This window comes from Haloarcula sp. CGMCC 1.6347 (assembly GCF_037078395.1).
In the GTDB taxonomy this organism is placed as follows: domain Archaea; phylum Halobacteriota; class Halobacteria; order Halobacteriales; family Haloarculaceae; genus Haloarcula; species Haloarcula amylolytica.
Genome location: NZ_JAYMGX010000002.1, coordinates 1,208,371 through 1,233,866, shown reverse-complemented (window position 1 = coordinate 1,233,866; position 25,496 = coordinate 1,208,371). Strand labels below are relative to the sequence as shown.

Sequence of the window (25,496 nt, the reverse complement as noted above, 5' to 3'; positions counted from 1 at the left end):
ATCATACTCTTGCCCTCTATGGGTTTCGCTAAGTTTTTATATGGTTGTTACATATTATCATGCATGGAGTCGGATACTGTCGCTCCGGTTGAGATGGCCGCGGACGGAGACATCATGGCATCCGTCGAAGAGGGTCCAACGGACCAGTTTATCGTCGCTGACGTGACCCGAGACGACGCCTATCTCACAACCCCGCTCGCGGACGCTGCTTCGCTGCCGGCCTGGCGGTAGGGTGGCCCGGCCGAGGCACAGGTTTTCCGGTTAATTAACCCAGTCAACAGCCCCCGGCCGTGCCGTGGACGGGCCTTGGCGCTGGTTCTCGTCCCGGGGACTCGTAGCGAGGTAGTTTAAGGCGCTGTAACACGTTTGTCTATAAATGTCACAGGACGAGTACGAAACTGAACTGACAGGCAGTCGAACGGACATCGCGGCGGCGATACACGGCGTGGCAGACGGCGTGCTCGCAGGTGCTATCCGCCTGGAAGGCGGTGAGGAGGCTATCACAGTCGACACCCCGGAGTCGCTCTCGCTCGAAATCGAACTCGAATCGGACGACAACGAGGTGAGCCTGGAACTCGAACTGGAGTGGTCCGCTGCTACTGTGGACTCCACTGAGACCGGGGTGGCCGTGTCACCGGCCGAAGTGTCGACAGGAGTCGCGGCGGCCGATGGACAGTCGGACCCGGACGGGGAGACAGGGATCGACACGGCGGCAGAATCGGGAGTTGATGCGGAGGCGAAACCGGAAGACGGCGCAGCAACGGAAACCGACACCGACAGCCGTTCCGACGCCGCCGCTGTTCCGGCGGCCGCGGCCGACGCGTCGCAGTCGCTCGCCCGGTTCGAGGTGTTCCGCGACAGGCGCGAGGAGTGGCGCTGGCGGCTCCGACACCGAAACGGCAACGTTATGGCGACCAGCGGTGAGGGGTACACCCGCAAACACAACGCCTGGAAGGGCCTGCGCAGTGTGATGGCGAACTCACCGGAAGCGACTGTCGTCGACGAGTCCCTGGAGTAGGGGTGGCGACGCACGTACGCCACATCTGTTCTGTCGGGCAGCCACCAGCACCGACGCCGCTCCGTTCGGACGGAGAAAACAAGCGTTATGCCGCCCCAGTAAGTTCGATTCGGTATGAAGGTACTCGTTACGGACCCTATCGCTGATGCCGGTCTCACGCGGCTCCGTGAGGCGGGCCACGACGTCGAAACAGCCTACGAGGTCGAGGGCGACGCGCTCCTCGACGCGGTGGCCGACGCGAACGCGCTCATCGTCCGCTCGGGCACCGAGGTCACCGAGGAAGTGTTCGCGGCCGCGCCCGACCTCATCATCGTCGGTCGGGCCGGTATCGGCGTGGACAACATCGACATCGACGCCGCGACCGACCACGGCGTCATCGTCGCCAACGCCCCGGAGGGCAACGTCCGCGCCGCCGCGGAACACTCTGTTGCGATGGCATTTGCCACCGCGCGCTCCATTCCCCAGGCCCACGACCGCCTGAAAAGCGGCGAGTGGGCGAAAGGCGAGTTCCTCGGAACGGAGGTCAACAACAAGACCCTCGGCGTCGTCGGCTTCGGCCGCGTCGGCCAGCAGGTCGCCAAGCGGCTCGGTAGCTTGGGCATGGACATCGTCACCTTCGACCCCTACATCAGCCAGGAGCGCGCCGACCAGTTCGGCGCGGAACTGGTCGATGACCTCGACGACTGTCTCGCCAAGTCCGATTTCATCACCATCCACACGCCGCTGACTCCCGAGACAGAGAACATGATCGGCGAGGAAGAGCTCGCCGAACTCGAAGGCGGCTACGTCGTCAACTGCGCGCGCGGCGGCATCATCGACGAGCCGGCCCTGGCCGAGGCCGTCGAGGACGGCGTCCTAAAGGGCGCAGCGCTCGACGTGTTCGGCGAGGAACCCCTGCCCGATGACAGCCCGCTGCTCGACGTTGAGGACATCATCGTCACGCCCCACCTGGGCGCGTCGACGGAGGCGGCACAGGAGAACGTCGCCACCTCCACGGCCGACCAGATCATCGCCGCGGCCAACGGCCAGCCCGTCGCCAACGCCCTGAACGCGCCGTCGCTGGACGAGGCGACGTTCAAGCAGGTCGGGCCGTACCTCGACCTCGCCGATACTGCCGGTCGCATCGCCGTGCAGTTGTTCGGCGGTCACATGTCCGAAGTGCAGGTCACCTACGCTGGCGACATCGCCGAGGAGGACGTGGAGTACGTCACCGCCAGCGCGCTGAAGGGCGTGTTCGCACCCTCGGATCTGCAGGTCAACGCCGTCAACGCCCCGCAGATCGCCGAGGACCGGGGCATCGACGTGACCGAGTCCAAGACCCGCACCTCCGAGGACTACCAGAGCCTCATCACCGTCACCGTCTCCGACGGCGAGGAATCCGTCTCCGTCTGTGGGACCCAGTTCGGCGGCGAGGAGCCCCGCATCGTCCGCATCGACGACCACCGCATCGAGGCCGTCCCCCACGGGCACATGCTGGTCGTCCGCAATCGCGACGAGCCCGGCACCATCGGGTACATCGGGACCGTGCTGGGCGAGGCCGACATCAACATCGCCGGGATGTTCAACGGCCGCGAGACCATCGGCGGAGAGGCCCTGTCCGTCTACAACCTCGACGAACAGCCGCCACAGGACATCATCGAGCGACTCAACGGCGACAGCCGCATCATCGAGACGACCTACGTCGAACTCGGCGACGAGTAACACGCGGCGGAATTTTTCGAAAGCCAGTCGCGGGTTATTTGCTGTCGATAAGGCGCTCGTACCGGTCGACGACGGCCTGGCGGTGTTCGCGCTCCTGTTCGAGCGCGGTTTCGAGTGTCGCCACCTGCGAGCGCAACAGCGCGATCTGTATCTGATAGATCGTACTGGGCGTCTGTCGGGCCGATGGTGACGGGGAGCCCGACCGGTCCCCGGAGTCGAACGGCGGCGCTGAATCGCGGGACGAGGCCATACCCGTGACAGGACCGCCACAGGCAAAAACACCCGTCGGACGGCCGTCACGCGCCCGTCTGTCGACCTGATGAATCCGGGTGCTACTGTCGCTCACATGAAGTCCGCGATGCCCGACTGCTTGTTGTGGTCGTTCTCGAACACCGACTCGATTTTCCGTTCCAGTATCTTGAGCCGCTGTTTCGTGTAGTCGCGCGCGCCGAACTCGTCGGCGACGCGGATGGCCGTGTCGATGTACTTGTTGACCGACCCCTCGTGGACGGTGAGGTTGACGCGGCCGCCACACTCTCGGCAGTCGCCGGTCAGGGGCGCGCGGCGGAACGACTCCCCGCAGTCCAGACAGCGAGTCTCTTGCCGGGAGAACGCCCGGAGGTTCCCGATGAGGTCCGGCAGGAAGTGGTACTCGATGATGCGCTCGGCCACGTCGCTCTCGACGACGGCCCGGAGTTTCCGGGAGATCTCAAGCTGGGCGTCCATCTTGTCTTCCATCGACCCGAGCGTCTTGTACGCCGAGAGGTCCGGCCCGGCGGCGATGTTCGCCGTGTCGTGGGTGTGGCGGAACTCGGTGTACTCGCGGTCGGTCCCCAGCGTCTCCTCGGCGATCTTCATCACGTCCTCGACCTCGGTCGGGTCTTTCATCTCGCGGGTGGCCTCGTAAAACTCCCGAGGGTAGGACGCCATGATGTCCATGTTGTGGGCCTCGTCGTCGATCTCGCTGGGGTCGATGCGCGAGGACATCACCAGCGGGGCGTCCATCTGTCCGCCGCGCTGGTTCGGGAGGTAGGACTTCGAGAAGTTCAGCAGACCGTCCATCAGCAACATTACGCAGTCCTCGTCACCGTCGCACTGGCCGACGTAGGTTCCTTCGACGGCAACGCGGTGCGTGTCGGCGACCGTGAGACAGTAGACGTGGTCCACGTCGCTTTCGACGTACTCGACAGTCTCGACGGTGTCCGTCGGGGCTGCACCGTCGGTGGCTGCCGTCGAGGCCTCGCCGCGTGCCGTCATCGTGGTCGTCTCGCCGCCGTCGTAGGCCGGGAGTTCGTCGCCGGGGGTCAGGTCGCTGGCCGGGACCTCCTCGATCCCATCGGGACCGGCCCGGAGCATCGTGTGGTCGGGCGTGACCCGGAGTGTTCGGTCCCCGACGGAAATATCGACGAGGTGGTCCGGTGCGGGGTGTTTCGAGACGGCGTCGACGGGCTGGCGACAGGGGCCGTCCTCGCCCAGCGACGACACGGTCACCTCGCCGTCGAGTTCCTGTACGAGCGTGCCGAAGTCGTCTTCCTCGGGGTCGTCCAGCCGGTCTTCGACCAGCTCCTCGATAGGACCGTATTCCCAGCTGCCGCCTTCGTCCTCATACCACAGTCGGGTGTCCGGGTGGAAGCAGTTCCGGCGTTTGGCGGCGTGGAAGTACGGATGCGCGTAGCCGACGGCGGCGGAGGTGAAGCCGACGACGCGGCCGACCGTCGCCGCGCTGGTGTGTGGGGCCATCCCGAACACGAGTTCGCCGACGAGGTCCTCGCGGTCGTCGAACTCGTAGAACCGCTCCAGCCCGTAGTACTGCTCCAGCAGGTCGTCGACGAAGCGAGCGGTCTGGAGCATGTGCTCGGCCGCGCCGTCGGAGAGGACGATGTCCTGAACCTTCAGCTCGACCAGTTGGTCGTCGTGGGTCAGCGGGTCGCCGTGGATGTCCTCCGTGTAGCCCAGGCCGCGGAGTCGCTCGGCGGAGACGTCCAGTTCCGCGGCCCGGACCGCCGTCACCGGCAGGTCCGTCATGTCGTAGCGGACGGTGCCGTCCTTGAACGCGGAGACGTCGTGTTTCGCCCGGAGGATCCCCTTCTCCATCGGCTCAGGGACTTTCTCCTCGGAGGTGAGCCCCTTGACCGCTTTCAGTTGCTCGAAGGCTGTCTCGCGCTCGCCGACGTTCTGCAGGGCATCGCGGTAGGCCTCTTGCAGGTCGAGCACTTTGTACTGGGTCGGCGAAGCGAGCGTCTCACAGCGCGAACACTCCGCCCGGCCGGACTCGTCGCGCTCGACCTCGGCCTCGCAGTCGGGGCAGACGTACACCGGCTCGGTGGTGCCGCCGCAGTCGACACAGTTCGCCTGGTGGGTCTCGGTCCCGCAGTCGGGACAGCGCCGGCGGGCGATCTCCACCTCGACGCGGCCGGGCGTGTCGCTCATCCCGTCGGCGTGTTTCGTCGCCTTGGCCACGTCACGCTGTGCGCCGCCGGCCTCACCGATGGGGCTGAGCGTGTGGACGGCCGGGGAGAGGTCCCGCCGCTCGGATTTCTCGGGGCGACCCATCCGGTTGCCGATGCGGGTCGGGGCGCGCTCACGGACCTGAAACGGCGCGATCTCGTTGATGGCTTCGATGGCGTTCTGGCCGTCTTCGCGTTCGGCGTCCTCGGCAACCCCGATTGCGTCGAGCGACTCGCTCTCGCCGTAGGTCTTGGCGCGCTCGGAGAGGTCCGCAGGCGTCCAGTCCCGCTCTAACGAGCGGGAGAACCCGAGTGTCCGCACCAGCGGCACCCAGTCGGTGACGGTAATCGTGTCGTCGTCTTGGGTGTGCTCGACGAGGAGGTGTTCCAGCGTCTCCTGGACGGCATCGGTGCGGGGCAGGACGAGCGCGCCGTCGTCGCTGTACGTCTCGCCCGCTGTACCATTCACCTCCGGGTCGGCGTACGCGCCGTCGGCCTGTGCGACCTGTGCATCCTCGACGGCGTCGGCGAGCGCACACACCTGGTCGACGCTCACGTCGTGCCAGAGGTAGGTGTATTTCGGGTGCAACGGGGCGTCGTAGTCGGTCGCCCACTCGATGGCTTCCTCGGCGCTCGGGTCGGCGAGGTCGACGTGGGGCGAGTCCTGCATCGCCTGCACGTCCGCGCCCGCGGCGTCGAGGTCCTGTTCCCACCACTCGACGGTGTAGGAGGCCGGCGCGAGCGGGTGGTTGTTCTCGACGAACTCGCCGTAGTTGACCAGGTACTCGCCCAGGTCGAGTATCTTCTCGACGCCGTTGCGGACTTCCAGCGCCTCCTCGGCGTCGTCGATGCGGCGCACGTCGCCGTTGGCCAGGCGGACTGTTGGCCCCTCGATGGTGTCGACCGGCACGACGCCAGCGGCTTTCCCCGGCCGCTCGGTCTTGATCTGTGTGCCGGTCGCGAGGAAGTCGTCGACGAGATGCATCGTCGCCGGGTGGACGCCCGCGGTCGCGAAGCCGTGGTTGCGCGACCGCCCGTAGCGAAGCCGGAACCCGCCCGCCTTCGACGGGTGGGAGAACACCGGTCGGCCGGCGATGAGGTCCCGGAGGTATTTGTCGGCTGGCTCGACGCGGGGCGGCCCCGACTGCTCGTCAGCGTCGTCCTCGCCGCCGTCGTCCGCTCCCTCGCTCGCGTCGTCTCCACTCGCGTCTTCCGAGCCGTCCGCCTGGTCGGCCTCGTCCTTGCCGATGGTCCCGTCGATGAGATCCTGCAGCCACGGCCAGTCGACCTCGTCTAAGTTCCGGGTGTAGCGCTGGATCTTCGGCGCTTTCAGGGCAATCCCTTCGGCCAGTACCAGACACATCCCGCCACGCGGCGAGTTCGAGTCGACACGTTCGAGGTCGCGATACCCGGACACCTCCTCGTCGCCGGTCGCCTCGCCGTCGAGCATGATGGGCATGTGCTCGGCGATGAACTTCGTCTCCTTCTCCTTGGGCGAGTACTGCAGGCCGGTATCCTTGTCGTAGAGGTCGATCTCCTCGGCGTAGCGGCCGATCTCCTCCTCGCGGGCCTTGTACTGGTCGATACCCAGCAGCGCGCGGGCGTAGTCGGCGACCAGCACCGACAGCGCTTGCGCGGTCCCGCCGGCGGAGCGGATCGGGCCGGCGTAGTAGACGTTGATGAACTCCGTCCCGTCGTCGTTTTCCAGCAGTTCGACGCGGTCGATGCCCTCTATCGGGGCGGCGACGACACCCTCGGTCAGCAGGGCAACGGCGGTCCGGACCGCCCCCTCGACTTTCCCTTCGCGGCTGTCGTAGTCGCCGACAGTCCCCTCGACGAAGTCCTCGACCAGTTCCAGCGCGGCCTCCTCGCGGGACATCTGCCCCTCCAGCTCTCGAACCCGCTCGGCGACGCCGTCGATGCCGAGGATGTTCTCGACCCGGTCGGCCATGTCGCGCGCGGTCGGGATTTCGACTTCTGGCTTCGGGTCGCCGCCGCGCTCCTTGGCCCGTTCGGCGACGTCGAAGGCGGCTTCGAGCTGGGTTTCCAGCGTCTCGAAGTACTGTTCGTCGGCCTCCCGCATCTTAGATGTTCCAGAGGTCGAGGTCGGTCGGCTCGTCGTGCTCCCGTTCCAGTGCCGTGTCGAACCCGCGGACGTACAGCTCGCCCGCCCAGACTGTGCCGGCGTTCAGGTGGCCGGCAATCGCTTCGCCGTCGGGCCGCGAGAGAACGGCGTGAGTGTGGGCGAACCGCTCCCCGTCCAGCTGCGAGATGTTGCCCATACAGGCGGCGACTTCCAGCGGTTCGTCGAAGGTCAGCGAGTCGTACTCGGTCCGGTCCTGGTCGTAGAACATGAGCTCCGCGTCCTGGACCGCCCCGAGCCCGTAGAAGAAGCCGGCGTCGATGCCCTGTTCGTCCGCGAAGGCCTCGATTTCGCCTCGCCAGTCCGCGCCGTGTGCCAGTCGGCAGACGTACTCGGACGTACTGTCGACTTCCCGGTAATCCATATACGTACTCGATGGCAGGCCGCTCCAAAAGCGTTGCTTTCGGTGCGACCGTTTATATCCGAGGCCGGGATCACCGCCGCCGTGACGTAGCCACGACCCGGCGCGCTCAGCGATTGCGCGGCACACCGCGCCGGGACCGACCCGTGCCGCCTGTTCGCCATTGTGCCGGGACAGACGACCGACCGGCGTTACCCCGGCAGCGACACCCGACTGACCGGCTGGTTCCGGTCAGCGTCGTAGAACGAGAGTTCGTCGACGGTCCACCGGATCGGCTCGATGTCCCGCTCGACCAGCCGAGCGGCCGCGTCGCGGTCCCCGCCGCGGGCGACGGTTACGTGCGGGACGTACTCGTCGCCCTCCATGCCGTCGACGGGATCGAACCGCTCGCAGAGCCGCTCGTGCAGGGCGACAAGCCCCGGGCTCTCGACGGCGAGATACACCACCGGCGATGGACCGGTCACGGCCGTCTTGAACTGCTCGACGCCCGAAATCCGCGCCTCGAACGCCGGCTGGCCGCGAAGCGCCTCACGCCCCTGCGCTTCCAGTCGCGCGTAGGCCGCGTGGTCGCCGCCGCCCAGTCGCTTGGCGACTAACGTGTGCTCGCCCCGACCCCGCCGCTGTGCGAGCGGCAGTTCGGCTGCGAGGTCGGCCGCCAGCGACGTGACTGCCGACGGGAGCGGGACGTTGATGCTGTACACAGTGAGCGGGTCGCTCGCTGCGGGCAAAAAGAGCGCGGTCCTACAGCCGGTCGAGCAGCCACAGGACGATGAGGACGATCAGCACTACGCCGAGTATCGGCTGGAGCGGCCCGAGAAGCCACCCCAATACCCCCAGAATCCCACCGATAATTTCGAGCACTAACCAGACCACAACGAGGACGAGGACAATCTTCAGCAGTGTGTCCACGTCCAGTTTGGCTCTGTCCATGCTCGACAGGACTCCCTCGTGGGGCAAACCCCTTGTGGCTGTGGGGGCTGACCATTCGGGTGCGGCACGGAAGCGGCCTGTGATGCAAGGCCGCTGACTATCAGTTCACACAATCGGCAATAAACGATATACCTGCTGAGGGGATAGCCGCGGTAGGATGGGCCGGAGCGCTGGAACGCTGGTCGTCGTATTCGTCGCGATAGCACTGCTTGTACCGACAGCGACCGGAGTCGGTTTCGGCAGCCTCGGCCAGCAGTCCGTCGACGCGGACGTGGTCGTGATGACGGCGGACGTGAACCCCGATGGAACGGCCGACTGGACGGTCGCCTACCGAATCCGACTAGACGACGATAACGCAACGCAGGCATTCGAGGACCTGCGGGCGGATATTCAGGCCAACCCGTCGGCGTACACGGACCGCTTCGAGAGCCGGATGCAAAGCACCGCTGGGGCCGCGGAGAACGCAACCGGCCGCGAGATGGCTATCGAAAACGTCAGTGTGACCGCGCGCGAGGAGACGTTCGGCCAGACGTACGGCGTCATCACCTATCGGTTCCAGTGGACGAACTTCGCCGGTGTCTCCGGCGACCGCATCGAGATCGGCGACGCGCTCTCGGGGCTGTTTCTGGACAGCGAGACCTCGTTGACCGTGCGCTGGCCGGCGAACTACCAGGCTGACTCCGTCGCGCCACAGGCCGACGAACGGGAGAACGCCTCTGTCACCTGGCGGGGGCAACAGACGTTCGGGGAAAACGAGCCGCGAGTGGTCGTCCGTCCGGGGGACGCCGCTAGCGGGGAGGACGGATCGAACGGACTCCTCATCGGCGGACTCCTCGCGCTGGTTGGCATCGCCGTCGGGGCGTACGCCCTTCGGCGGTACGGCGTGCTCGGCGGCGGTGAGCCGGCCGAACCGCCGGCGTCGATGGTCGAGTCGGATGGTTCCGAAGCGGAGACGGCCGCCGGCACGGACCCCGACGCTGGCGCACCGCCGGCCGAACTCTTGAGCAACGAGGAGCAGGTCCTGCAACTGCTCGAATCGAACGGCGGGCGGCTCAAACAGCAGCAGGTGGCCGGCGAACTCGACTGGACCGACGCCAAGACGAGTCAGGTCATCGGCGGCCTGCGCGACGAAGACAAGGTCGAGACGTTCCGTATCGGCCGGGAGAACGTGGTGACGCTGCCGGACACCGACGTGACTGGTGGGGACGGTGACGGGAGCGACGGAGCCGACAGCGGCGGCGAAACACAGTAATAAAGGTACCGACAGTTCACCCGAACCTATCACTTGATACGGTCGCAGTACTGCGGTTTTAATTCGGCTTAATCGGCGCTAACCCGGCATCATTGACTCCTGTTTATAGGGTGTTCGGTGGTCAAGTAACGGCTATAATGAGACGAGCCACTCCGGTAGTGCTGGCAGTCGTGCTCGTGGTGAGCACGCTCGCCGCGGTGCCCGCCGCGACGATGGCACAGGAGACTGAAACGATGACCGAACAGGCCGACGAGAACGCGACGGCCCCCGGCGCACAGCTGGCGGGCGTCGTCAGCGTGCAGGAAGCTGAACTTGACGGTGAGGTCCAGTCACGGACGTTCGGGATCCGCATCGCGCAGGCGAACACTGACGACGCGAAGGCGTCTGTCGTCGCCGACCAACTGAACGACTCCGAGGAACGACTCGCGGAGCTGGAACAGCGAAAGCAGGCGCTCGCCGAGGCCCGCGAGAACGGCTCGATGAGGGAGGGCGAGTACCGGGCGAAGGCTGCACAGCTCCACGCCGAAACGAAGAACGTTCAGCGACTGGCTAACGAAACGAACGAAACCGCCAGCCAGCTCCCCGCCGAAGCCCTGGATAGGCAGGGCGTCGACGCGGCGGCAATCAAGACCCTCTCACAGCGCGCGAGCGAACTGAGTGGTCCGGAAGTCGCCGCTATCGCACAGGGTATCGCCGGGCCGAACGTCGGACAGCAGGCTCGACCTGACGCTGCCGGCGACCGCGGCGGCGATGCGGTGAACCGCTCCGAGGCAGACGACCGTCCCGGGGTCGAGCGGGAACGAACTCAGGCAGGTGAACGGACAGACGATATCGATGCCACGCCGGCCAACGAGACGGCCACCGATGGCGGTGAAACCGAGCCGCCGACCGACGTCGGGTCCGACACTGTCGACGCTGGCCAATAGCACAAAAGAAGGCGAAGATACTGTTTAACGCTCGTCACACAGCGGTCTGCGTGCCGCTACTGGCCGCTACGGGCGATGCGATGGCTACTGTGTCCATGTGTCTGGGGACCATACACACGCCACTACTAACACGGAAACTATTAGTACTCGAATCACACAGCAGGTAGTACATGACGCGGACCTCTCGCTCCACGATGCTCGCTGCGGACAGCGAGGGGTCCCTCCGTTTCTCCCCACGACGACGACGACCGGGCCGTTTCTAGGCCCACTACTACTTACTCTTCACTCGACAGGTTCGTTTCGTCGCTAGACGCCGTCGTCGTCGGTTCGATGGGATACTCGATCTGTTGTTCGATCGAGAAACCGACAGGCACACCACGGAACCAATTCAGAACACATCCATGCCAGAAGGAAACGGAACCGTCGCGCTCGCCTTCTCGGGCGGGCTCGACACGACAGTCTGCGTATCGCTGCTGAAAGAAGAGTACGGCTACGACGAGGTCATCGGCGTCACCGTCGATGTCGGCCAGCCCGACTACGAGTTCGAGGAGGCCGAGGAGACCGCCGAGGCGCTGGGCGTCGAACAGCACGTCGTCGACGCGACCGAGGAGTTCGCGGACCTCTGTATGGAGGCCGTCAAAGCCAACGCCGACTACCAGGGCTACCCGCTCGGGACCGCCCTCGCGCGCCCGGTCATCGCCAAGGCCATTCTCTCGGTCGCTGAAGAAGAGGGCTGTTCGGCCGTTGCCCACGGCTGTACCGGCAAGGGCAACGACCAACTCCGCTTCGAGGCCGTCTGGCGTGACTCCGACCTGGATGTTATCGCGCCGGTGCGCGAACTCGGACTCACCCGCGAGTGGGAAAACGAGTACGCCGCGGAGAAGGGCCTGCCCGTTGAGGGCGGCGACGGCGGCCGCTACTCCATCGACACGAACCTCTGGAGCCGCTCCATCGAGGGCTCCGAACTCGAAGACCCAAGCACTATCCCGTCGGACGACATCTACAAGTGGACCGACAACCCCTCCGACAAGGACGCCGAACTCGTCGAGGTCGCGTTCGAGGACGGCATCCCGGTCGCCGTCGACGGCGAGGAACTCGGCGGCGTCGAACTCATCGAGCAACTCAACGCGCAGGCGGGCGCCCACGGCATCGGCCGTACGGACATGATGGAAGACCGCATGCTCGGGCTCAAGGTCCGCGAAAACTACGAACACCCCGCGGCCACCGTCCTGCTGACGGCCCACGAGGCGCTTGAAGGCCTCGTCCTCACGCAGGAAGAGCGCCAGTTCAAGGCTCAGGTCGATCAGGAGTGGTCCCAGAAGGCCTACCAGGGTCTCGTCGACGCGCCGTTGACCGGCGCGCTCGAAGCGTTCATTGACGACACTAACGAGCGCGTCACCGGCACTGTGACGGTGAAACTCGAAGGCGGGCACTGCCGCGCCGTTTCGCGTGAATCCGACTACGCCGTCTACAGCGAGTCGGCGGCCTCGTTCAACGAGGAGGACGTCTCCGGCGGTATCACCCAGCAGGACGCGACCGGCGTCGCGAAGTACCACGGTTTCCAGTCCCGTCTCGCGAACAAGATTCTGAACGATGCGAAGAAAGGGGCCGCCGTGACGGACGGCAGCGGCGACCACGCCGCGAGCGAGGCCACGGAGGAGTAAGCGAATGAGCGACGGCGAGGACCACGAGACGGGAGACGCGAGCGCCGACTCCGGCGGTGAGGCGGTCGTCCGCCGCGACCGCTTCGCGGGCGGGCCCGCCCGGTCGTTCCTCTCCTCGCTGTCCGACGACGAGCGCATCTTCGCGGCCGACCTGGCCGTCGACCGCGCCCACGTCGTGATGCTGGCCGAACAGGAGATCATCGACCGCGAGACGGCCGGCGAGGTACTGGCCGCGCTGGCGGATGTGGAGGACGCGGGCCACGAGGCGCTGCCCGACGGCGAGGACGTGCACGAGGCGATAGAGAGCGCGGTCATCGAGCGCGTCGGTCCCGACGGCGGGAAGATGCACACCGCCCGCTCGCGCAACGACGAGGTGGCGGCCTGCATCCGCTACCGGCTGCGTGCGGACGTTCTGAACCTCGTCGAAACTGTCGTCGGGGCCCGCGAGCAACTCATCGAAGTGGCTCGCGCCGAGCGCGAGACGGTGATGCCGGGATACACGCATCTCCAGCCCGCCCAGCCGACGACGGTCGCCCACTGGGTACTGTCCTACGAGCAGGCGCTGCAGCGCGACACCGCACGTCTGCTCGATGCCTACGAGCGGGTCAATCAGAACCCGCTTGGGTCGGCCGCGTTCGCCGGGACGCCCTTCGATGTGGACCGCGAGCGCACCGCGGAACTGCTCGGATTCGACTCGGTGGCGGAGAACTCGATGGACGCCTCGGCGACCCGTGATTTCCTCGTCGAGGCCACCAGCGCCGTCGCAACGCTGGCGACGAATCTGTCAGGACTGGCCGAGGACGTGGTCGTGATGGCGAGCAAGGGCCACGTCGACCTCGACGACGACTACGCCTCGACGTCCTCGATTATGCCCCAGAAGAAGAACCCCGACACGCTGGAACTGGTCCGCGGTCGCACGGGCGACGCCGTCGCCGGGCTGAACGGCCTGCTGACCAATCTGAAGGGCCAGCCCCGGGCGTACAACCGCGACCTCCAGCGCGCCGGTCGCCACGCCTGGGACGCAATCGATAGCGTCACCGAGAGCACCGCGGTAGCCGCCGGCGCAGTAGCGACCGCCGACTGGCCCGCCGAAACGCTCGAAGCCGCGGCCACTGACGGGTTCGCGACGGCGACCGGCGTGGCCGACCTGCTGGCGATGGCCGGCGTGCCGTTCCGGACGGCCCACGAGGTCGTCGCCGAGGCCGCCGCGCAGCTGGGTCCCGAGGAAGACGCGCCCGAGTACGAGGCGCTGTCGGCTGTCGCCGAAGACGTGCTTGGCGAACCCCTGTCAGCCTACGTCGACCGCGAGGCGCTTTCGGCCGCACTCGACCCGACCGAAAGTGTCGCGATGCGGGACTCTCGCGGCGGCCCGGCCCCCGACGCTGTTGCCGAGCAGGTGTCGGTAGCAGCGGACGCTCTCGCCGCTGACCGCGAGGTACTGGCTGACCGCCGGCAGGCTGTTTCACAGGCGGCTGACCGCCGCCAGACGGAGGTGGACCGGTATGTTTGAGCGACCACCGTCCCCTCGTGGGACAATTATGCCATAATTCTGATATACGATTCAGAAACGTAGTGGATTCGGGCCTTTCACACCATTAGAGTGCTGTCTGTGTAGTAAATTTATTCTGATATGTTCGAAGGCTTTAAGTGGGTCCCTGTCACAGGATGAACTACAATGGCAGAATGCATCGAGTGCGGGGCGGACGTGTCCCTGCACGACAACCTCGAAGTCGGAGAGATCGTTGACTGTGCCACCTGCGGTGCCGAACTCGAAGTCGTCGGCGCCGACCCCGTCGAGCTCGACAGCGCACCCGAGCTCGAAGAGGACTGGGGTGAGTGAGGTGTTCGCGGTGGCGCGGCGCTCGACGCCGTACGTGACCGTGGCGCTCGACGCCGCGAGCCGCGAACCCACGGAGGACTCAGTATGAAAGTCGGACTCCTCTACTCGCGCATCCGCCGGGACGAGAAGCTCCTGCTGTCGGAACTGCGCGAGCGCGACCACGAGATCGAGAAGATAGACGTTCGCAAACAGCAGTTCAACATCCACGAAGCCCCCGAGGCCTTCGAAGATTTGGACATCGTCGTCGACCGCTGTCTGGCGACCAGCCGCAGCGTGTACGCGACGAAGTTCGCGAAGGCCTACGGCGTCCCCGTGGTCAACGGGCCAGAGGTCGCCGACACCTGCGCGGACAAGGTCAACAACAGCCTCGCGCTGGAAGCGGCGGGCGTGCCGACGCCCAACACCGACGTGGCGTTCACAAAGGATGCGGCGCTGGAATCCATCGAGAAGTTCGGCTACCCCTGCGTCCTGAAGCCCGTCGTCGGCTCCTGGGGTCGCCTGATGGCGAAGATCGACTCCCGCTCGGCCGCCGAGGCCATCCTCGAACACAAGGAGACGCTCGGCCACTACGAGCACAAGATCTTCTACGTCCAGGAGTTCGTCGACAAGCCCGGTCGCGACATGCGCGTCCTGGCCGTCGACGGAGAACCCATCGCGGCGATGGTTCGCTCCTCGGACCACTGGCTCACGAACGCCGCGAAGGGCGCAGAGACCGCCGAGTTCGAACTGGACGACCGCGCACTGGAACTGGTCGAGAAGGCCTCCGACGCGGTCGGCGGCGGACTGCTCGGTATCGACCTGATGGAAGTCGGGGTGTCGCAAAGCGACACCCAGGACGCGCGCGAGTTCGAGGACTACACCGTCCACGAGGTCAACCACACCGTCGAGTTCAAGGCGCTGAACGAGGTCACCGACGTGGACGTGCCCGCGAAGGTCGTCGACTGGCTCGAACAGAAGGCGGCGACGGAAGCCGACGCCGAGGTGACAGCATGACGTACACGGCGAGTGTCGTCGGCGGCTCCGGCTTCACCGGCGGGGAACTGCTTCGCATCCTCGATGGCCACCCCGAGTTCGAACTGGCCCAGGCCACCAGCCGCTCGAAGGAGAACAAGACCATCGGCCACTCGCATCCGAACCTCCGGCACTCGGACTTGCGGTTTTCCTCGCCGGCGGACCTGGAGTCGGTCGACGTGCTGTTCGCCGCGACGCCCCACGGCGTCTCGATGGAGCAGATCGATGCCTTCCAGGAGGCCGCCGGCACGGTCGTCGACCTCTCGGCGGACTTCCGACTCGATTCGGAGGCCCAGTACGACGAGTGGTACGACGGGCACACGCGCCCGGAACTGCTCGACCAGAGCGAGTACGCCCTGCCGGAACTCAACCGCGACAATCTCGAAGGGGCCGACCTCATCGCCTCCGGCGGCTGTAACGCCACGGCGACGATTCTGGGCCTGCTCCCGCTGTTCGAGGCCGACATCCTTTCCGGCGACGAGCAGGTCGTCGTCGACGTGAAAGTCGGCTCCAGCGAGGGCGGGGCCGGCGGCGGCGAGGCATCCTCGCATCCGGAGCGCTCGGGCGTCGTCCGCCCGTACGCGCCCACGGGCCACCGCCACGAGGCCGAGATTCAGCAGTTCCTCGGTCTCGACGTGTCTTTCACCGTCCACGCGGTGGACATGATCCGCGGCGCGAGCGCGACCTGCCACGTCTTTCCGGAGGGCCCGGTTTCGAAGGGCGACCTCTGGGGGGCCTACCGCGGCGAGTACGAGGACGAACCGTTCGTCGAACTCGTCGCCGGCGGCGGTGGCGTCTACCGCTACCCTGAGCCCAAGTCGGTCGCGGGGACGAACCGCGCCGAGGTCGGCTTCGAACTCGACCCCGGCAACAAGCGACTGGTCGTGTTCTCGGCCATCGACAACATGATGAAAGGGTCGGCGGGCCAGGCGGTCCACGCGGCCAACGTCGCCCTCGGCATCGAAGAGACGGCGGGCCTGGAGTTCCAGGGGCTCCACCCCGTCGGCGCACCGTAACCCCTGGAGTGATTTTCTATGACAGTCGTTATCAAAGTCGGAGGCGCTCGCGCGGTCGACCCCGCGGGGGCGCTTGCGGACGTGGCATCGTTAGTGGCCGATGGTGAGCGCGTCGTCGTCGTACACGGCGGCTCCACCAAAGTCGACGAGACGCTCGAACGGCTCGGCGTCGAGCCCGAATACGTCGAGACGCCGTCGGGCGTCGTCGGCCGGTTCACCGACGAGACCACGATGGAGGTGTTCGAGATGGCCTTCGGCCACCTGAACACCCAGCTCGTCGCCGGCCTCCAGAGCGAGGACGTCGACGCGGTCGGGCTCACCGGCGTCGACGGCAAACTGCTCTACGGACCGCGCAAGTCCGCAGTACGGGTCGTCGAGGACGGCAAGAAGAAGATTCGTCGTGGCGACCACTCGGGGACCATCAAGCAGGTCAACGGCGACCTGCTGGAGACGCTGCTCGACGACGGGTACACGCCGGTCGCTGCGCCACCCATGGCGGGAGATGACGACGGCGAAGTGATTCCCGTCAACACCGACGCCGACCGCTCGGCCGCGGCGATTGCCGGCGAACTCGACGCGCAGTTGGTGCTGTTGACCGACGTGGAGGGCGTCTACGCGGACCCAGATGACCCGTCGACGCTCATCAAGTCGGTCGAGACGGCAAGCGACTGGGCCGCCCTAGAAGCCGCTGCTGAGGGGTTCATGGGCCGTAAAATCATGGCCGCCGAGGAGGCGCTCGACGGCGGCGCACCCGAGGTCGTGGTGGCCGACGCCAACGCCGACGAGCCGATTCTGTCGGCGCTCGACGGCGACGGGACCCACGTCCACGCGAGCGCACTCGAACAGGACACAGACCAGACAGCGACGGAGGAACAATGAGCGGATTCGTCTTCAACGAGAAACCCATCCAGATCGAACGTGGCGACGGTGCCTACGTATACGACGACGGCGGCACAGAGTATCTAGACATGGGCGCGTCCTACGCCTGTGTCCCGCTTGGCCACGGCCATCCGGCGGTCCAGAGCGCCGTCAGCGAGCAGCTAGAGAAGATCACGTACGTCCAGGCGTCGTATCCGAACGCCGAGCGGACGGCGCTGTACGACCTGCTCGCCGACACCGCACCGGACCCCATCGACAAGACCTGGCTCTGTAACTCCGGGACCGAGGCCAACGAGGCCGCGCTGAAGTTCGCCCGGTCGGCGACGGGGGACTCGAAAATCGTCGCGACGATGCAGGGCTTCCACGGCCGGACGATGGGCGCGCTGGCGACGACGTGGAAGAACAAGTACAAGAAGCCCTACGAGCCGCTCATCGGCGACGTGGAGTTCGTCCCCTACGACGACAGCGAGGCGCTGGACGAGGCCGTCGATGAGGACACGGCCGCGTTCATCGTCGAACCGGTCCAGGGCGAGGGCGGCATCAACCCGGCCTCGGACGGCTATCTCGAAGCCGCACGGGAGATCACCGAGGACGCCGGGGCCGCACTCATTTTCGACGAGGTCCAGACCGGGATGGGCCGGACCGGTGCGCTGTGGAACTCACAGCGTGCCGCCGTCGCGCCGGACATGATAACCGCGGCGAAGGGGCTGGGCAACGGCCTCCCCGTCGGCGCGACGCTGTGTCGGGACTGGATCGCCGAGAACTACGGCTCCCACGCCTCGACGTTCTCCGGCGGGCCGGTCATCTCGGCGGCCGCCGGCGCGACCGTTTCGACCGTCATCGACGACGAGGTTCCCGCAAACGCCGCCGCGATGGGCGACTACCTCCTGACCGAACTGGAGGCTGCCATCGGCGACGAGGTGCGGGACATCCGCGGCGAGGGCCTGATGATCGGCGTCGAGGTCGGCCGCGGCGCGAATGCGGCGCTGAAGGAACTCGCACTGAACCATCAGGTGCTCGCGCTGCCGGCCGGCCGCACGGTCGTCCGCCTGCTTCCGCCGTTGACCATCGACGAGTCCCACGCCGACGCCGTCGTCGACGCGATGGCGGAGGTGGTGGAATGAGCGAAGCCGCGAGCCGCGAGGCCGACACGGAGGCCCGCGACCTCCTCGAAGCGGTCGTCCGCACCCCGTCGGTCTCGCGGAACGAGACAGAGGCGGCCGAACGACTGGCGGAGTTCTTCGAGGCCCACGACCGCGAGGTGTATCTCGACGAGGTCGGCAACGTCCGCGCGCCAGCCGACGACGGCGTCTTGCTCACCTCCCACATCGACACTGTCCCGGGTGACATCCCGGTACGCGTCGAGGAAACTGACGAGGGCGACGTGCTGTGGGGCCGCGGCAGCGTCGACGCGAAGGGGCCGCTGTGTGCGATGGCCGTCGCGGCCGTCCGCACCGGCGCTTCCTTTGTCGGCGTCGTCGGCGAGGAAGTCGACTCGAAGGGGGCCCGCTATCTGGTCGAGGACCGCGAGACAGCACCCGACGCCGTCATCAACGGCGAACCCTCCGGCTGGGAGGGCATCACGCTCGGCTACCGCGGCCTGCTGGCCGGAACGTACGTCGCCACCAGCGAGTCCGGCCACTCCTCGCGCCCGGAGAACAACGCGATTCAGGACGCTATCGACTGGTGGTCGGCGGTCGACGACGAGTTCGAGACGGACGAGTGGCACCCGGTCTTCGAACGGGTCACCTGCAAGCCCGTCGACTTCAAGGGCGGCACGTCCAGCGACGGACTGAGCGTCGAAGCGACGATGGACGTGCAACTTCGGGTCCCGCCGGAGTACAGCACTGACGAGATCCGGGAAATCGCAGACGGGTTCCTGGAGAACGGCACGGTCAACTGGGACGACAGGGTCGAACCGGTGATGCAGAGCCCCCGGACCAGCGCCGCCCGGGCGTTCCGGGCCGCGATTCGGCAGGCGGACGGCGAACCGACGCTGCTTCGCAAGACCGGCACCAGCGACATGAACGTCTACGCGAAGGTGTGGGACTGTCCGATGGTGACCTACGGGCCCGGCGACTCGGACCTCGATCACGCACCGAACGAGCACCTTCCGCTCGACGAGTACGACCGCTCCGTCGCGGTGCTCGAAACCGCGACCGAACGCCTGCTGGAGGACTGACATGGACATACTCGACGTCGACGACCTCACGACCGACGAACTGGCGACCGTCCTCGACCGCGCCGCGGCCATCAAGGCCGACCACGGCGGGGGGAGCCCGAGCGACCTGCTGGATCAGCAGACGCTCGGCATGATATTCGAGAAGCCGTCGACACGAACCCGGGTCTCCTTCGAGACGGGGATGACGCAACTGGGCGGCCACGCCGTGTTCCTCGGCCCCGACGACATCCACCTGGGCCACGGCGAACCGGTCAAGGACACCGCCCGCGCGCTCGGGCGCTACGTCGATTTCATCATGGCGCGCGTGTTCGACCACGCCGATGCCGAGGAACTGGCCGAATACGCCGAGGTCCCGGTCATCAACGGGCTGACCGACGATGCCCACCCCTGCCAGACACTCGCCGACCTGTTGACCATTCGCGAGCAGTTCGGCGACTTCGAGGACGTGTCCGTGGCGTGGGTCGGCGACGGCAACAACGTCTGCCAGTCGTTCGTCATCGGCGCGGCGATGGTCGGTCTCGACCTCACCGTCGCCACGCCGAAGGGCTACGGCATTTCCGACGACGTGGCCGACCGCGCCGCCGCCTTCGGCAACGCGCCCGAAACGACTCACGACCCCGACGCTGCTGTGGCTGACGCCGACGTGGTGTACTCCGACGTGTGGGTCAGCATGGGGCAGGAGGACCAGCGCGGCCGGAAACTCGAAGACTTCGAGGGGTTCCAGATCACGACGGACCTGCTGGAAGACCGGCCGTTCATGCACTGCCTGCCCGCCCACCGCGGCGAGGAGGTCACCGACGACGCCATCGAATCGGACAACGCCATCGTCTGGGCGCAGGCGGAGAACCGCCTGCACGCGCAGAAAGGGCTGCTCGTGTGGCTGTCTGAGCAGGCGTAGACCGTTCCGAGCGGAGCGAGGGGCGGCGTTTTCCCACCGAAAGACTCGTTTCGCTCCGCTCAGCAAAAACGTGGCCTAGAGAAACACCGACGAGGCCCGCTTGACGAAGTCCACTGGGTCTGACCTGAGCTGGTCGACGTACCTGAGCGGGTCGGACTTGACGGCTTCGATGGACATCCGACCGTTTCTGGCGACGCGGGTCAGATACCCCTGCTGGAGCATTCGGTTTTGCTCCTTGCTGTAGACTGGTTTGTTCGTCTGCATAGCGATCGTTCGGGCCTGGGAGTGTGAGCTCTCGATGAACAGCTTGGCGTCCGAAGATCCGTACACCTCGGCCTTGTACTCGCCGTGGTTGCCCGCGGCGACCCGCGTAGCCTTGTCCGGGTACTGCATCATCACCAGTTCGTCGTACTCGATTCCGTGCTCGTCGAGCCAGGCGGCGGTCTCGCTGCGATACTTCTCCAGTCGGCAGGTGACGATCTGCCCGATTTCCACCGAGGGAACACAGATCGGGTCGACAGTCGAGATAAACTCCCGGTATTTCGGCCCGTCGTCGTTCTCTTCGGGCGTCGGATCGCGACAGAGGATGCCGTCAAGGTCGACGCAGGAATCCACGAGGAAGTCGTGGTGCATCATGTTCCACTCGAATACCCTCGGGAACGGTAGGGTCTGGGCGTAGGTATCGACGAACCGCTCGGAACCCTCGTCCACGTACACAGCGCCGTAGTACACGTCCGCGGACAGATCAAACCCGTCAATGGTCGACTTCGCATCGGTCATTTCGCTCCCGGTGTAGACGGTGTCGTCGACGACCAGTATCGTCGAGAACTCCGAGAGGTCGAACTCACCGTCGTACCGTTCCCCCGTCTGTAGGAGTCTGCCCTCCCGCAACCCGTCGATATCCGTCATCGGGAGATTGAGATGCAGCGAAAGTAAGTTTGACACTAGCATCCCGCTTCTCGGTATTCCGACGATCAGATCCAGGTCGTCTGGTAGATCGACGATCCACTCCTGCGTATCAGCACTGAGGTGGTCGAAACTCCTGTAGTTCATTGGTTTCTGGGATCGGGAAGTATTAGCATCCTCGTCGTAGCTCGGACACCACGAGGAGAAATGCGCTTACTTCTTTTTAAAGTGACATTAGCCGGTGAGTATTAATGCTTTTGATATGTACTTCGACGAGACATTCTTATGCGTATATAGGTGATCTGTGGCAGCTCTGGTTCGTATGAGGACAATTTCCACCCGAAACAGCACCCTTTTCGATGTATTCGGCATTGTTTCACACAGTACTAGTTACTATTGGAATCCTGCTAGCTGGTCCCTCTAGCTGAAACAGTAACTATCCCTATATATTCGACAACTGTTCACAGGGGTCTGTTTCCCGATCCGCTGCCGACAGCTCGGAACCGGATGGAAGCGGACAGCGACGATTCCGTCGCGGTGAGGTTGAGGTAACGACCCAGTTTATCCGGGTTGGAATAATACAGAGGGGTATGTCTGTCAACCCCTCTCCGGACCAGTTCCACGAGCTGATGGTCGACGACGAACCGAACCTCTCGGACGTGATGGCCTGTGTTTTCGGCGTTCAGGAACACGAAGTACGGACGTACCAGACATTGCTTGAGACTCCTGCAAGCACCGTCGAGGAACTCGCTGACGAACTCGGTCGGGACCGCTCGAACGTCAACCGGTCGCTGTCGACGCTCCGGGAGAAGGGGCTCGCGACGCGGAAACGACGGTTGCTCGACGGCGGCGGCCACGTCTACCAGTACGCCGCGACACCGCTGTCGGAGGCCCGTGAACTGATGCACGAGACCCTCGACGAGTGGACTGCCGCGGTCCACCACCGCATCGACGAGTTCGACGCCAGCCCCAGCGAGTGACAGCCTCCGTGCCGTGAGTGCCGGTGGTATGGCCGACAACCGTCCGACTTTTGCCCACTGGGAGCATGGTCCCGACAATGGCTGACCTGCAACTCACCGACGACGTGCCGCCGGTTGCCGACGACGGCGTCTGGCTGGCCTGTATCGAGTGTGGTGAGACGTTCGCTCCCTTCGACGCGATTCGCTACACCTGCGACGACTGTGACGGTCTGCTCGAGGTCCGCTACGACGACCTGCCGACCTTCGACGAGTTCGAGGGGTCGGGGGTCTGGCGGTACAACGCCGCCCTGCCCTTCGAAGAGGGTGTCACGCTCCCCGAGGGTGACACGCCGCTGCACGAGATGCCGCGCCTGAAAGACGACATCGGCGTCGACGCGCTCCGCGTGAAACACGAGGGGATGAACCCCACCGGCTCGTTCAAGGACCGCGGCATGACCGTCGGTGTCCGGGTCGCCCAGGAGGTCGGCGTCGACCGACTGGCCTGTGCCTCGACGGGCAACACCTCCGCGGCGCTTGCGGCCTACGGCGCTCGCGGCGGGATGGAGACGCTCGTCCTCCTGCCCGCCGGGAAGGTCGCGGCCGGCAAGATCGCACAGGCGAGCCTCCACCGCGCGCGCATCCTCGAAGTCGACGGCAACTTCGACCAGTGTCTCGACATCGTGCAGGACCTCGCACAGCGCGGTGAGGCCTATCTCCTCAATTCGCTGAATCCCTTCCGTCTTGAGGGTCAGAAGACCATCGGGCTGGAGATCATGGAGGAGTTCTACGCCGACCACGGCGAGTATCCGGACCGCATCGTCCTGCCGGTCGGCAACGCCGGCAACACCGCGGCGCTGTACAAGTGCTTCCGCGAACTCGTCAAAGCCGGCGCAATCACCGAGGACCAGGTACCCAAACTCACCGGCGTCCAGGCCGAGGGGGCCGCCCCGATGGTCGAGGCCATCGAGAACGGGTACGAGGACACCCGCCGCTGGGAGGACGTGGAAACCCGCGCGACCGCCATCCGCATCGGCAATCCGGTCAACGCGCCGAAGGCGCTGCCGGGCATCCGGGAGACCGGCGGCACCGCCGTCGCCGTCTCCGACGAGGAGATCACCGAAGCGCAGCGCGACATCGCTGGGGAGGGCGTCGGCGTCGAACCGGCTTCCGCGGCATCCGTCGCCGGCCTCCGGAAACTCCGGCGCGAGGGCGAGGTCGGTAGCGACGAGTCGGTCGTCTGCCTGACCACGGGCCACCTGCTCAAAGACCCCGAGGCGGCCGCCGAGGCCGGGAACGAGCCGGAGCCGGTCGAAAACAGTACCGAAGCCGTGCTGGACCTCATCGAAGAACCGTCGTCGGTCGCCCAGACGGTTCGCCGACAGGCGTCGAAGGCCGCCGACGCGCCGCTGGTCCCGGCGCTGGTCGCCGGCGGCCTCGGCGTCGCGTACCTCTACCGAAAGTTCCTCTCGAAGAAGTAACGCCGGCGAGCGCGGTCGCAAACCGCTCCGCGGCTGTACTGATGCCTCCGGCGGAAAACTGACTGCACCGGCGCTCCGTTCGATATTTTCCTACCACCTACCCAGTAGAAATATCTATCTGCCACGGAAATAGCGAGCCGATGGACGAACGGACCCGTGGTGCGACGGGAGCGCCGTACCGGACCACTGCCGTCGAGACGCCGCTTGTACTGGCGACGCCACCGGCTCGGGTGGTGCTGTGACGGGCGTCTACGAACGGGCGCTGGGCGAGGCCGCGGCCGACCTCCATCCGAAGGTCCGCGACCGCTACAGTCTCGGCCCCGACGACGGGACCGTCTGTGTCGGCCGCGGCGAGATGGACATCACCCGCGGAACGCTGGTGCTGCCCGCGCTGTACGCGATGACGACGCAGAATATGCTGTTTCCCGAAGCCGGCGAGGACGTGCCGTTTTCGGTGACGACGGTGGCCTACACGACCGATGGCGGTCACGAGGCCATGACGACCCGCCGCGCGTTCGACTTCGGCGACACCACCCGCCTGTTCGACTCGCTGACCGTGTGGGACGCCGAGGCCGGGCGGCTGCTCGACTTCCTGGGGACCCACGGGCGAATCGCCAGTGAACTCCACCCGCGGGTCGAGGACGGTGCGCTCGTGGTGGCCGGCGGCCGGCAGTGGGCTCGGCTGGGTAATCGGTACGTTCCCCTGCCGGGGCCGCTGGCCGCCGATGTCGAGGTGCGCGACCGCTACGACGAGACCGACGAGCGGTACCACGTCACCGCGACCGTCGAGAACGACCTCGTGGGCCACATGCTCGGCTACCGCGGGACGTTCACACAGGAGCAGACCAGCGGTGACGGGACGCCCGACGACCTTCGAATCGTCCGCGGGCTCGACCGGCTCCCGCCGCGATGAGCGACCGCGCCGGCGGGTCCCGGCAGCCAGCGCCCGGCAGCGTCGCCCAGCCGACAATCGGGAGCATTGCCGTGGCGGACCTGAGCGCGGCGCTCGGGGCGGTGGCCTGGCTGGCGCTGACTGTCGCTGGCGAACTGACCGCCATCGAACGGGCGCTCGCACTCGCGCCGCTCGTGCTGGTCCCGCTCGCGCTCCGAACGGCGGCGACCGGGGCGTTTGAGGGGGCTGCGAGTCGACTCACGACCGCGACCATCTGGCTTCAGCCGGTCGGCGCACTCCTGTTTGCGGTATCGCTACTCGTCCCGTCCCCGTCCCCCCTGGCCGCCGGGCTCGCAACACCGTGGCTGGCCGTCACCGGTCTCCTCGGACTCGCCGCGCTTGCACGGACGCGGGTTCGAGGCGACCTGACGCTCCCGGAGACTGCTATCGACGCCGGCTTCGCCTACGTCTCAGTCGGTGCGGTCGCACTCCTGCTCGCACATCTCGACTTGACGTTCTGGTTCGACCGCGTTATTATTCGACTGACGGCGGTCCACTTCCACTACGCCGGGTTCGTCCTCCCGGTTGCGGCGGGACTGACCGGACGACACCTCGGTGACCGCTCGCGGGGATTCCGCACCGTTGCGGGTGTCATCCTCGTCGGCCCGGCGCTCATCGCGGTCGGCATCGCCTTCTCGCCGCTGGTGGAGGTCGTCGCAGTGAGTCTCTTCACCGTCGCCGTCGCGGCCTTCGGCGTCGTGGTCCTGCGTCGCGTCGCCCTCACCTGCCCTCGACCGCAAGGGGTCTTGCTTGGCATCGCGGCCGTGGCGCTCCCGATTTCGATGGCGCTCGCGCTCGGCTACGGGGTGTCGACGTTCACCGGCCGCTCGCTGGGTCTGACGATTTCGACGATGGTCGCGCTCCACGGCTCGCTCAACGCCTTCGGGTTCGGGCTGTGTGCGACGCTCGGGTGGCGGCTCTCGGTCCAGTGAC

24 protein-coding genes are annotated in these 25,496 nt (G+C 66.2%); 18 read left to right on the top strand and 6 right to left on the bottom strand.

From position 1 onward, the window contains the following. Window positions 1-63: 63 nt before the first annotated feature. The 3 genes from VI340_RS14800 (at window position 64) to serA (ending at window position 2,719) form a co-directional block, all read left to right on the top strand. Complete coding sequence (locus tag VI340_RS14800) at window positions 64-231, top strand: DUF7556 family protein (RefSeq protein WP_167320669.1); 168 nt, start codon at window positions 64-66, stop codon at window positions 229-231. Window positions 232-376: 145 nt separating this feature from the next. Continuing rightward, window positions 377-1,018 (top strand): amphi-Trp domain-containing protein, encoded by a 642-nt coding sequence (locus VI340_RS14795; protein ID WP_336358633.1) that lies wholly within the window; start codon window positions 377-379, stop codon window positions 1,016-1,018. Between the two features lie 114 nt (window positions 1,019-1,132). After that, window positions 1,133-2,719 (top strand): phosphoglycerate dehydrogenase, encoded by a 1,587-nt coding sequence (gene serA, locus VI340_RS14790; RefSeq protein ID WP_336358632.1) that lies wholly within the window; start codon window positions 1,133-1,135, stop codon window positions 2,717-2,719. A gap of 34 nt (window positions 2,720-2,753) precedes the next feature. Here serA and VI340_RS14785 read toward each other — a convergent pair whose 3' ends face one another. The 5 genes from VI340_RS14785 to VI340_RS14765 form a co-directional block, all read right to left on the bottom strand. Next, entirely contained in the window at window positions 2,754-2,969 is a 216-nt protein-coding gene (locus VI340_RS14785; protein ID WP_008307200.1) for a hypothetical protein, read from the bottom strand. 92 nt (window positions 2,970-3,061) lie between these two features. After that, window positions 3,062-7,249, bottom strand: a complete 4,188-nt coding sequence (locus VI340_RS14780; RefSeq protein ID WP_336358631.1) for a DNA-directed DNA polymerase II large subunit — start codon at window positions 7,247-7,249, stop codon at window positions 3,062-3,064. 1 nt (window position 7,250) lies between these two features. Further along, window positions 7,251-7,673 carry a PPC domain-containing DNA-binding protein gene (locus VI340_RS14775; protein ID WP_008307202.1) on the bottom strand — a complete coding sequence of 141 codons (423 nt, stop codon included), beginning with the start codon at window positions 7,671-7,673 and terminating at the stop codon, window positions 7,251-7,253. Between the two features lie 188 nt (window positions 7,674-7,861). Next, the gene (locus VI340_RS14770; protein ID WP_336358630.1) at window positions 7,862-8,371 is read right to left on the bottom strand and encodes a 2'-5' RNA ligase family protein; all 510 of its coding nucleotides are present in this window, start codon (window positions 8,369-8,371) and stop codon (window positions 7,862-7,864) included. Window positions 8,372-8,411: 40 nt separating this feature from the next. Continuing rightward, window positions 8,412-8,600 carry a DUF7554 family protein gene (locus tag VI340_RS14765; RefSeq protein WP_008307204.1) on the bottom strand — a complete coding sequence of 63 codons (189 nt, stop codon included), beginning with the start codon at window positions 8,598-8,600 and terminating at the stop codon, window positions 8,412-8,414. Between the two features lie 157 nt (window positions 8,601-8,757). Here VI340_RS14765 and VI340_RS14760 point away from each other — a divergent pair, with 157 nt between their 5' ends. The 11 genes from VI340_RS14760 (at window position 8,758) to argF (ending at window position 20,268) form a co-directional block, all read left to right on the top strand. Beyond that, window positions 8,758-9,852, top strand: coding sequence for a helix-turn-helix transcriptional regulator (locus VI340_RS14760; RefSeq protein ID WP_008307205.1), 1,095 nt, complete (start codon window positions 8,758-8,760; stop codon window positions 9,850-9,852). Window positions 9,853-9,989: 137 nt separating this feature from the next. Further along, window positions 9,990-10,778 (top strand): hypothetical protein, encoded by a 789-nt coding sequence (locus tag VI340_RS14755; protein WP_336329513.1) that lies wholly within the window; start codon window positions 9,990-9,992, stop codon window positions 10,776-10,778. Window positions 10,779-11,179: 401 nt separating this feature from the next. After that, window positions 11,180-12,442 (top strand): argininosuccinate synthase, encoded by a 1,263-nt coding sequence (locus VI340_RS14750; protein WP_008307207.1) that lies wholly within the window; start codon window positions 11,180-11,182, stop codon window positions 12,440-12,442. Window positions 12,443-12,446: 4 nt separating this feature from the next. Next, window positions 12,447-13,952: an argininosuccinate lyase gene (gene argH, locus VI340_RS14745; RefSeq protein ID WP_336358629.1), complete on the top strand. Its 1,506-nt coding sequence runs from the start codon at window positions 12,447-12,449 to the stop codon at window positions 13,950-13,952. A gap of 165 nt (window positions 13,953-14,117) precedes the next feature. After that, window positions 14,118-14,282: a lysine biosynthesis protein LysW gene (gene lysW, locus VI340_RS14740; RefSeq protein ID WP_004959888.1), complete on the top strand. Its 165-nt coding sequence runs from the start codon at window positions 14,118-14,120 to the stop codon at window positions 14,280-14,282. 84 nt (window positions 14,283-14,366) lie between these two features. After that, on the top strand, window positions 14,367-15,275 hold the full coding sequence (lysX, locus tag VI340_RS14735) for a lysine biosynthesis protein LysX (RefSeq protein WP_336329511.1): 909 nt from the start codon (window positions 14,367-14,369) through the stop codon (window positions 15,273-15,275). Next, window positions 15,272-16,309, top strand: a complete 1,038-nt coding sequence (argC, locus tag VI340_RS14730; RefSeq protein WP_008307210.1) for an N-acetyl-gamma-glutamyl-phosphate reductase — start codon at window positions 15,272-15,274, stop codon at window positions 16,307-16,309. Before lysX ends, argC begins: the two co-directional genes overlap by 4 nt. A gap of 18 nt (window positions 16,310-16,327) precedes the next feature. Further along, window positions 16,328-17,188, top strand: a complete 861-nt coding sequence (locus VI340_RS14725) for an acetylglutamate/acetylaminoadipate kinase (RefSeq protein ID WP_336358628.1) — start codon at window positions 16,328-16,330, stop codon at window positions 17,186-17,188. Further along, a complete protein-coding gene (locus tag VI340_RS14720) occupies window positions 17,185-18,312 on the top strand; it encodes an aspartate aminotransferase family protein (protein ID WP_008307212.1) in 1,128 nt (375 codons plus the stop codon). The genes VI340_RS14725 and VI340_RS14720 overlap by 4 nt, the downstream gene beginning before the upstream one ends. Beyond that, window positions 18,309-19,370 (top strand): [LysW]-lysine hydrolase, encoded by a 1,062-nt coding sequence (locus VI340_RS14715; protein WP_336358627.1) that lies wholly within the window; start codon window positions 18,309-18,311, stop codon window positions 19,368-19,370. Before VI340_RS14720 ends, VI340_RS14715 begins: the two co-directional genes overlap by 4 nt. 1 nt (window position 19,371) lies before the next feature. Further along, window positions 19,372-20,268, top strand: coding sequence for an ornithine carbamoyltransferase (argF, locus tag VI340_RS14710; protein ID WP_008307214.1), 897 nt, complete (start codon window positions 19,372-19,374; stop codon window positions 20,266-20,268). Window positions 20,269-20,343: 75 nt separating this feature from the next. Here the strand turns inward: argF and VI340_RS14705 are convergent, their stop codons facing one another. Next, a complete protein-coding gene (locus VI340_RS14705; RefSeq protein ID WP_336358626.1) occupies window positions 20,344-21,321 on the bottom strand; it encodes an orotate phosphoribosyltransferase in 978 nt (325 codons plus the stop codon). Window positions 21,322-21,764: 443 nt separating this feature from the next. Between VI340_RS14705 and VI340_RS14700 the strand changes: the two genes are divergently transcribed. The 4 genes from VI340_RS14700 to VI340_RS14685 all read left to right on the top strand — a co-directional run bounded on the left by VI340_RS14700 (window position 21,765) and on the right by VI340_RS14685 (window position 25,495). Beyond that, on the top strand, window positions 21,765-22,154 hold the full coding sequence (locus VI340_RS14700; protein ID WP_008307216.1) for a helix-turn-helix domain-containing protein: 390 nt from the start codon (window positions 21,765-21,767) through the stop codon (window positions 22,152-22,154). A gap of 65 nt (window positions 22,155-22,219) precedes the next feature. Then, a complete protein-coding gene (thrC, locus tag VI340_RS14695) occupies window positions 22,220-23,611 on the top strand; it encodes a threonine synthase (protein ID WP_336329506.1) in 1,392 nt (463 codons plus the stop codon). A 238-nt stretch (window positions 23,612-23,849) separates the two neighbouring features. Next, a complete protein-coding gene (locus VI340_RS14690) occupies window positions 23,850-24,524 on the top strand; it encodes a DUF4166 domain-containing protein (RefSeq protein ID WP_008307218.1) in 675 nt (224 codons plus the stop codon). Then, window positions 24,521-25,495 (top strand): YndJ family protein, encoded by a 975-nt coding sequence (locus VI340_RS14685; RefSeq protein WP_336358625.1) that lies wholly within the window; start codon window positions 24,521-24,523, stop codon window positions 25,493-25,495. The genes VI340_RS14690 and VI340_RS14685 overlap by 4 nt, the downstream gene beginning before the upstream one ends. The last annotated feature ends 1 nt before the right edge of the window (window position 25,496 follow it).

Coding starts and splice junctions, on each gene's coding strand:
- thrC (WP_336329506.1), top strand. CDS start 22,220: ATGGTCCCGACAATGGCTGACCTGCAACTCACCGACGACGTGCCGCCG.
- VI340_RS14780 (WP_336358631.1), bottom strand. CDS start 7,249: ATGCGGGAGGCCGACGAACAGTACTTCGAGACGCTGGAAACCCAGCTC.
- VI340_RS14720 (WP_008307212.1), top strand. CDS start 17,185: ATGAGCGGATTCGTCTTCAACGAGAAACCCATCCAGATCGAACGTGGC.
- VI340_RS14700 (WP_008307216.1), top strand. CDS start 21,765: ATGTCTGTCAACCCCTCTCCGGACCAGTTCCACGAGCTGATGGTCGAC.
- VI340_RS14705 (WP_336358626.1), bottom strand. CDS start 21,321: ATGAACTACAGGAGTTTCGACCACCTCAGTGCTGATACGCAGGAGTGG.
- VI340_RS14785 (WP_008307200.1), bottom strand. CDS start 2,969: ATGGCCTCGTCCCGCGATTCAGCGCCGCCGTTCGACTCCGGGGACCGG.
- VI340_RS14800 (WP_167320669.1), top strand. CDS start 64: ATGGAGTCGGATACTGTCGCTCCGGTTGAGATGGCCGCGGACGGAGAC.
- lysX (WP_336329511.1), top strand. CDS start 14,367: ATGAAAGTCGGACTCCTCTACTCGCGCATCCGCCGGGACGAGAAGCTC.
- VI340_RS14755 (WP_336329513.1), top strand. CDS start 9,990: ATGAGACGAGCCACTCCGGTAGTGCTGGCAGTCGTGCTCGTGGTGAGC.
- argH (WP_336358629.1), top strand. CDS start 12,447: ATGAGCGACGGCGAGGACCACGAGACGGGAGACGCGAGCGCCGACTCC.
- lysW (WP_004959888.1), top strand. CDS start 14,118: ATGGCAGAATGCATCGAGTGCGGGGCGGACGTGTCCCTGCACGACAAC.
- VI340_RS14765 (WP_008307204.1), bottom strand. CDS start 8,600: ATGGACAGAGCCAAACTGGACGTGGACACACTGCTGAAGATTGTCCTC.
- VI340_RS14685 (WP_336358625.1), top strand. CDS start 24,521: ATGAGCGACCGCGCCGGCGGGTCCCGGCAGCCAGCGCCCGGCAGCGTC.
- VI340_RS14760 (WP_008307205.1), top strand. CDS start 8,758: ATGGGCCGGAGCGCTGGAACGCTGGTCGTCGTATTCGTCGCGATAGCA.
- serA (WP_336358632.1), top strand. CDS start 1,133: ATGAAGGTACTCGTTACGGACCCTATCGCTGATGCCGGTCTCACGCGG.
- VI340_RS14715 (WP_336358627.1), top strand. CDS start 18,309: ATGAGCGAAGCCGCGAGCCGCGAGGCCGACACGGAGGCCCGCGACCTC.
- VI340_RS14750 (WP_008307207.1), top strand. CDS start 11,180: ATGCCAGAAGGAAACGGAACCGTCGCGCTCGCCTTCTCGGGCGGGCTC.
- VI340_RS14795 (WP_336358633.1), top strand. CDS start 377: ATGTCACAGGACGAGTACGAAACTGAACTGACAGGCAGTCGAACGGAC.
- VI340_RS14725 (WP_336358628.1), top strand. CDS start 16,328: ATGACAGTCGTTATCAAAGTCGGAGGCGCTCGCGCGGTCGACCCCGCG.
- argC (WP_008307210.1), top strand. CDS start 15,272: ATGACGTACACGGCGAGTGTCGTCGGCGGCTCCGGCTTCACCGGCGGG.
- argF (WP_008307214.1), top strand. CDS start 19,372: ATGGACATACTCGACGTCGACGACCTCACGACCGACGAACTGGCGACC.
- VI340_RS14775 (WP_008307202.1), bottom strand. CDS start 7,673: ATGGATTACCGGGAAGTCGACAGTACGTCCGAGTACGTCTGCCGACTG.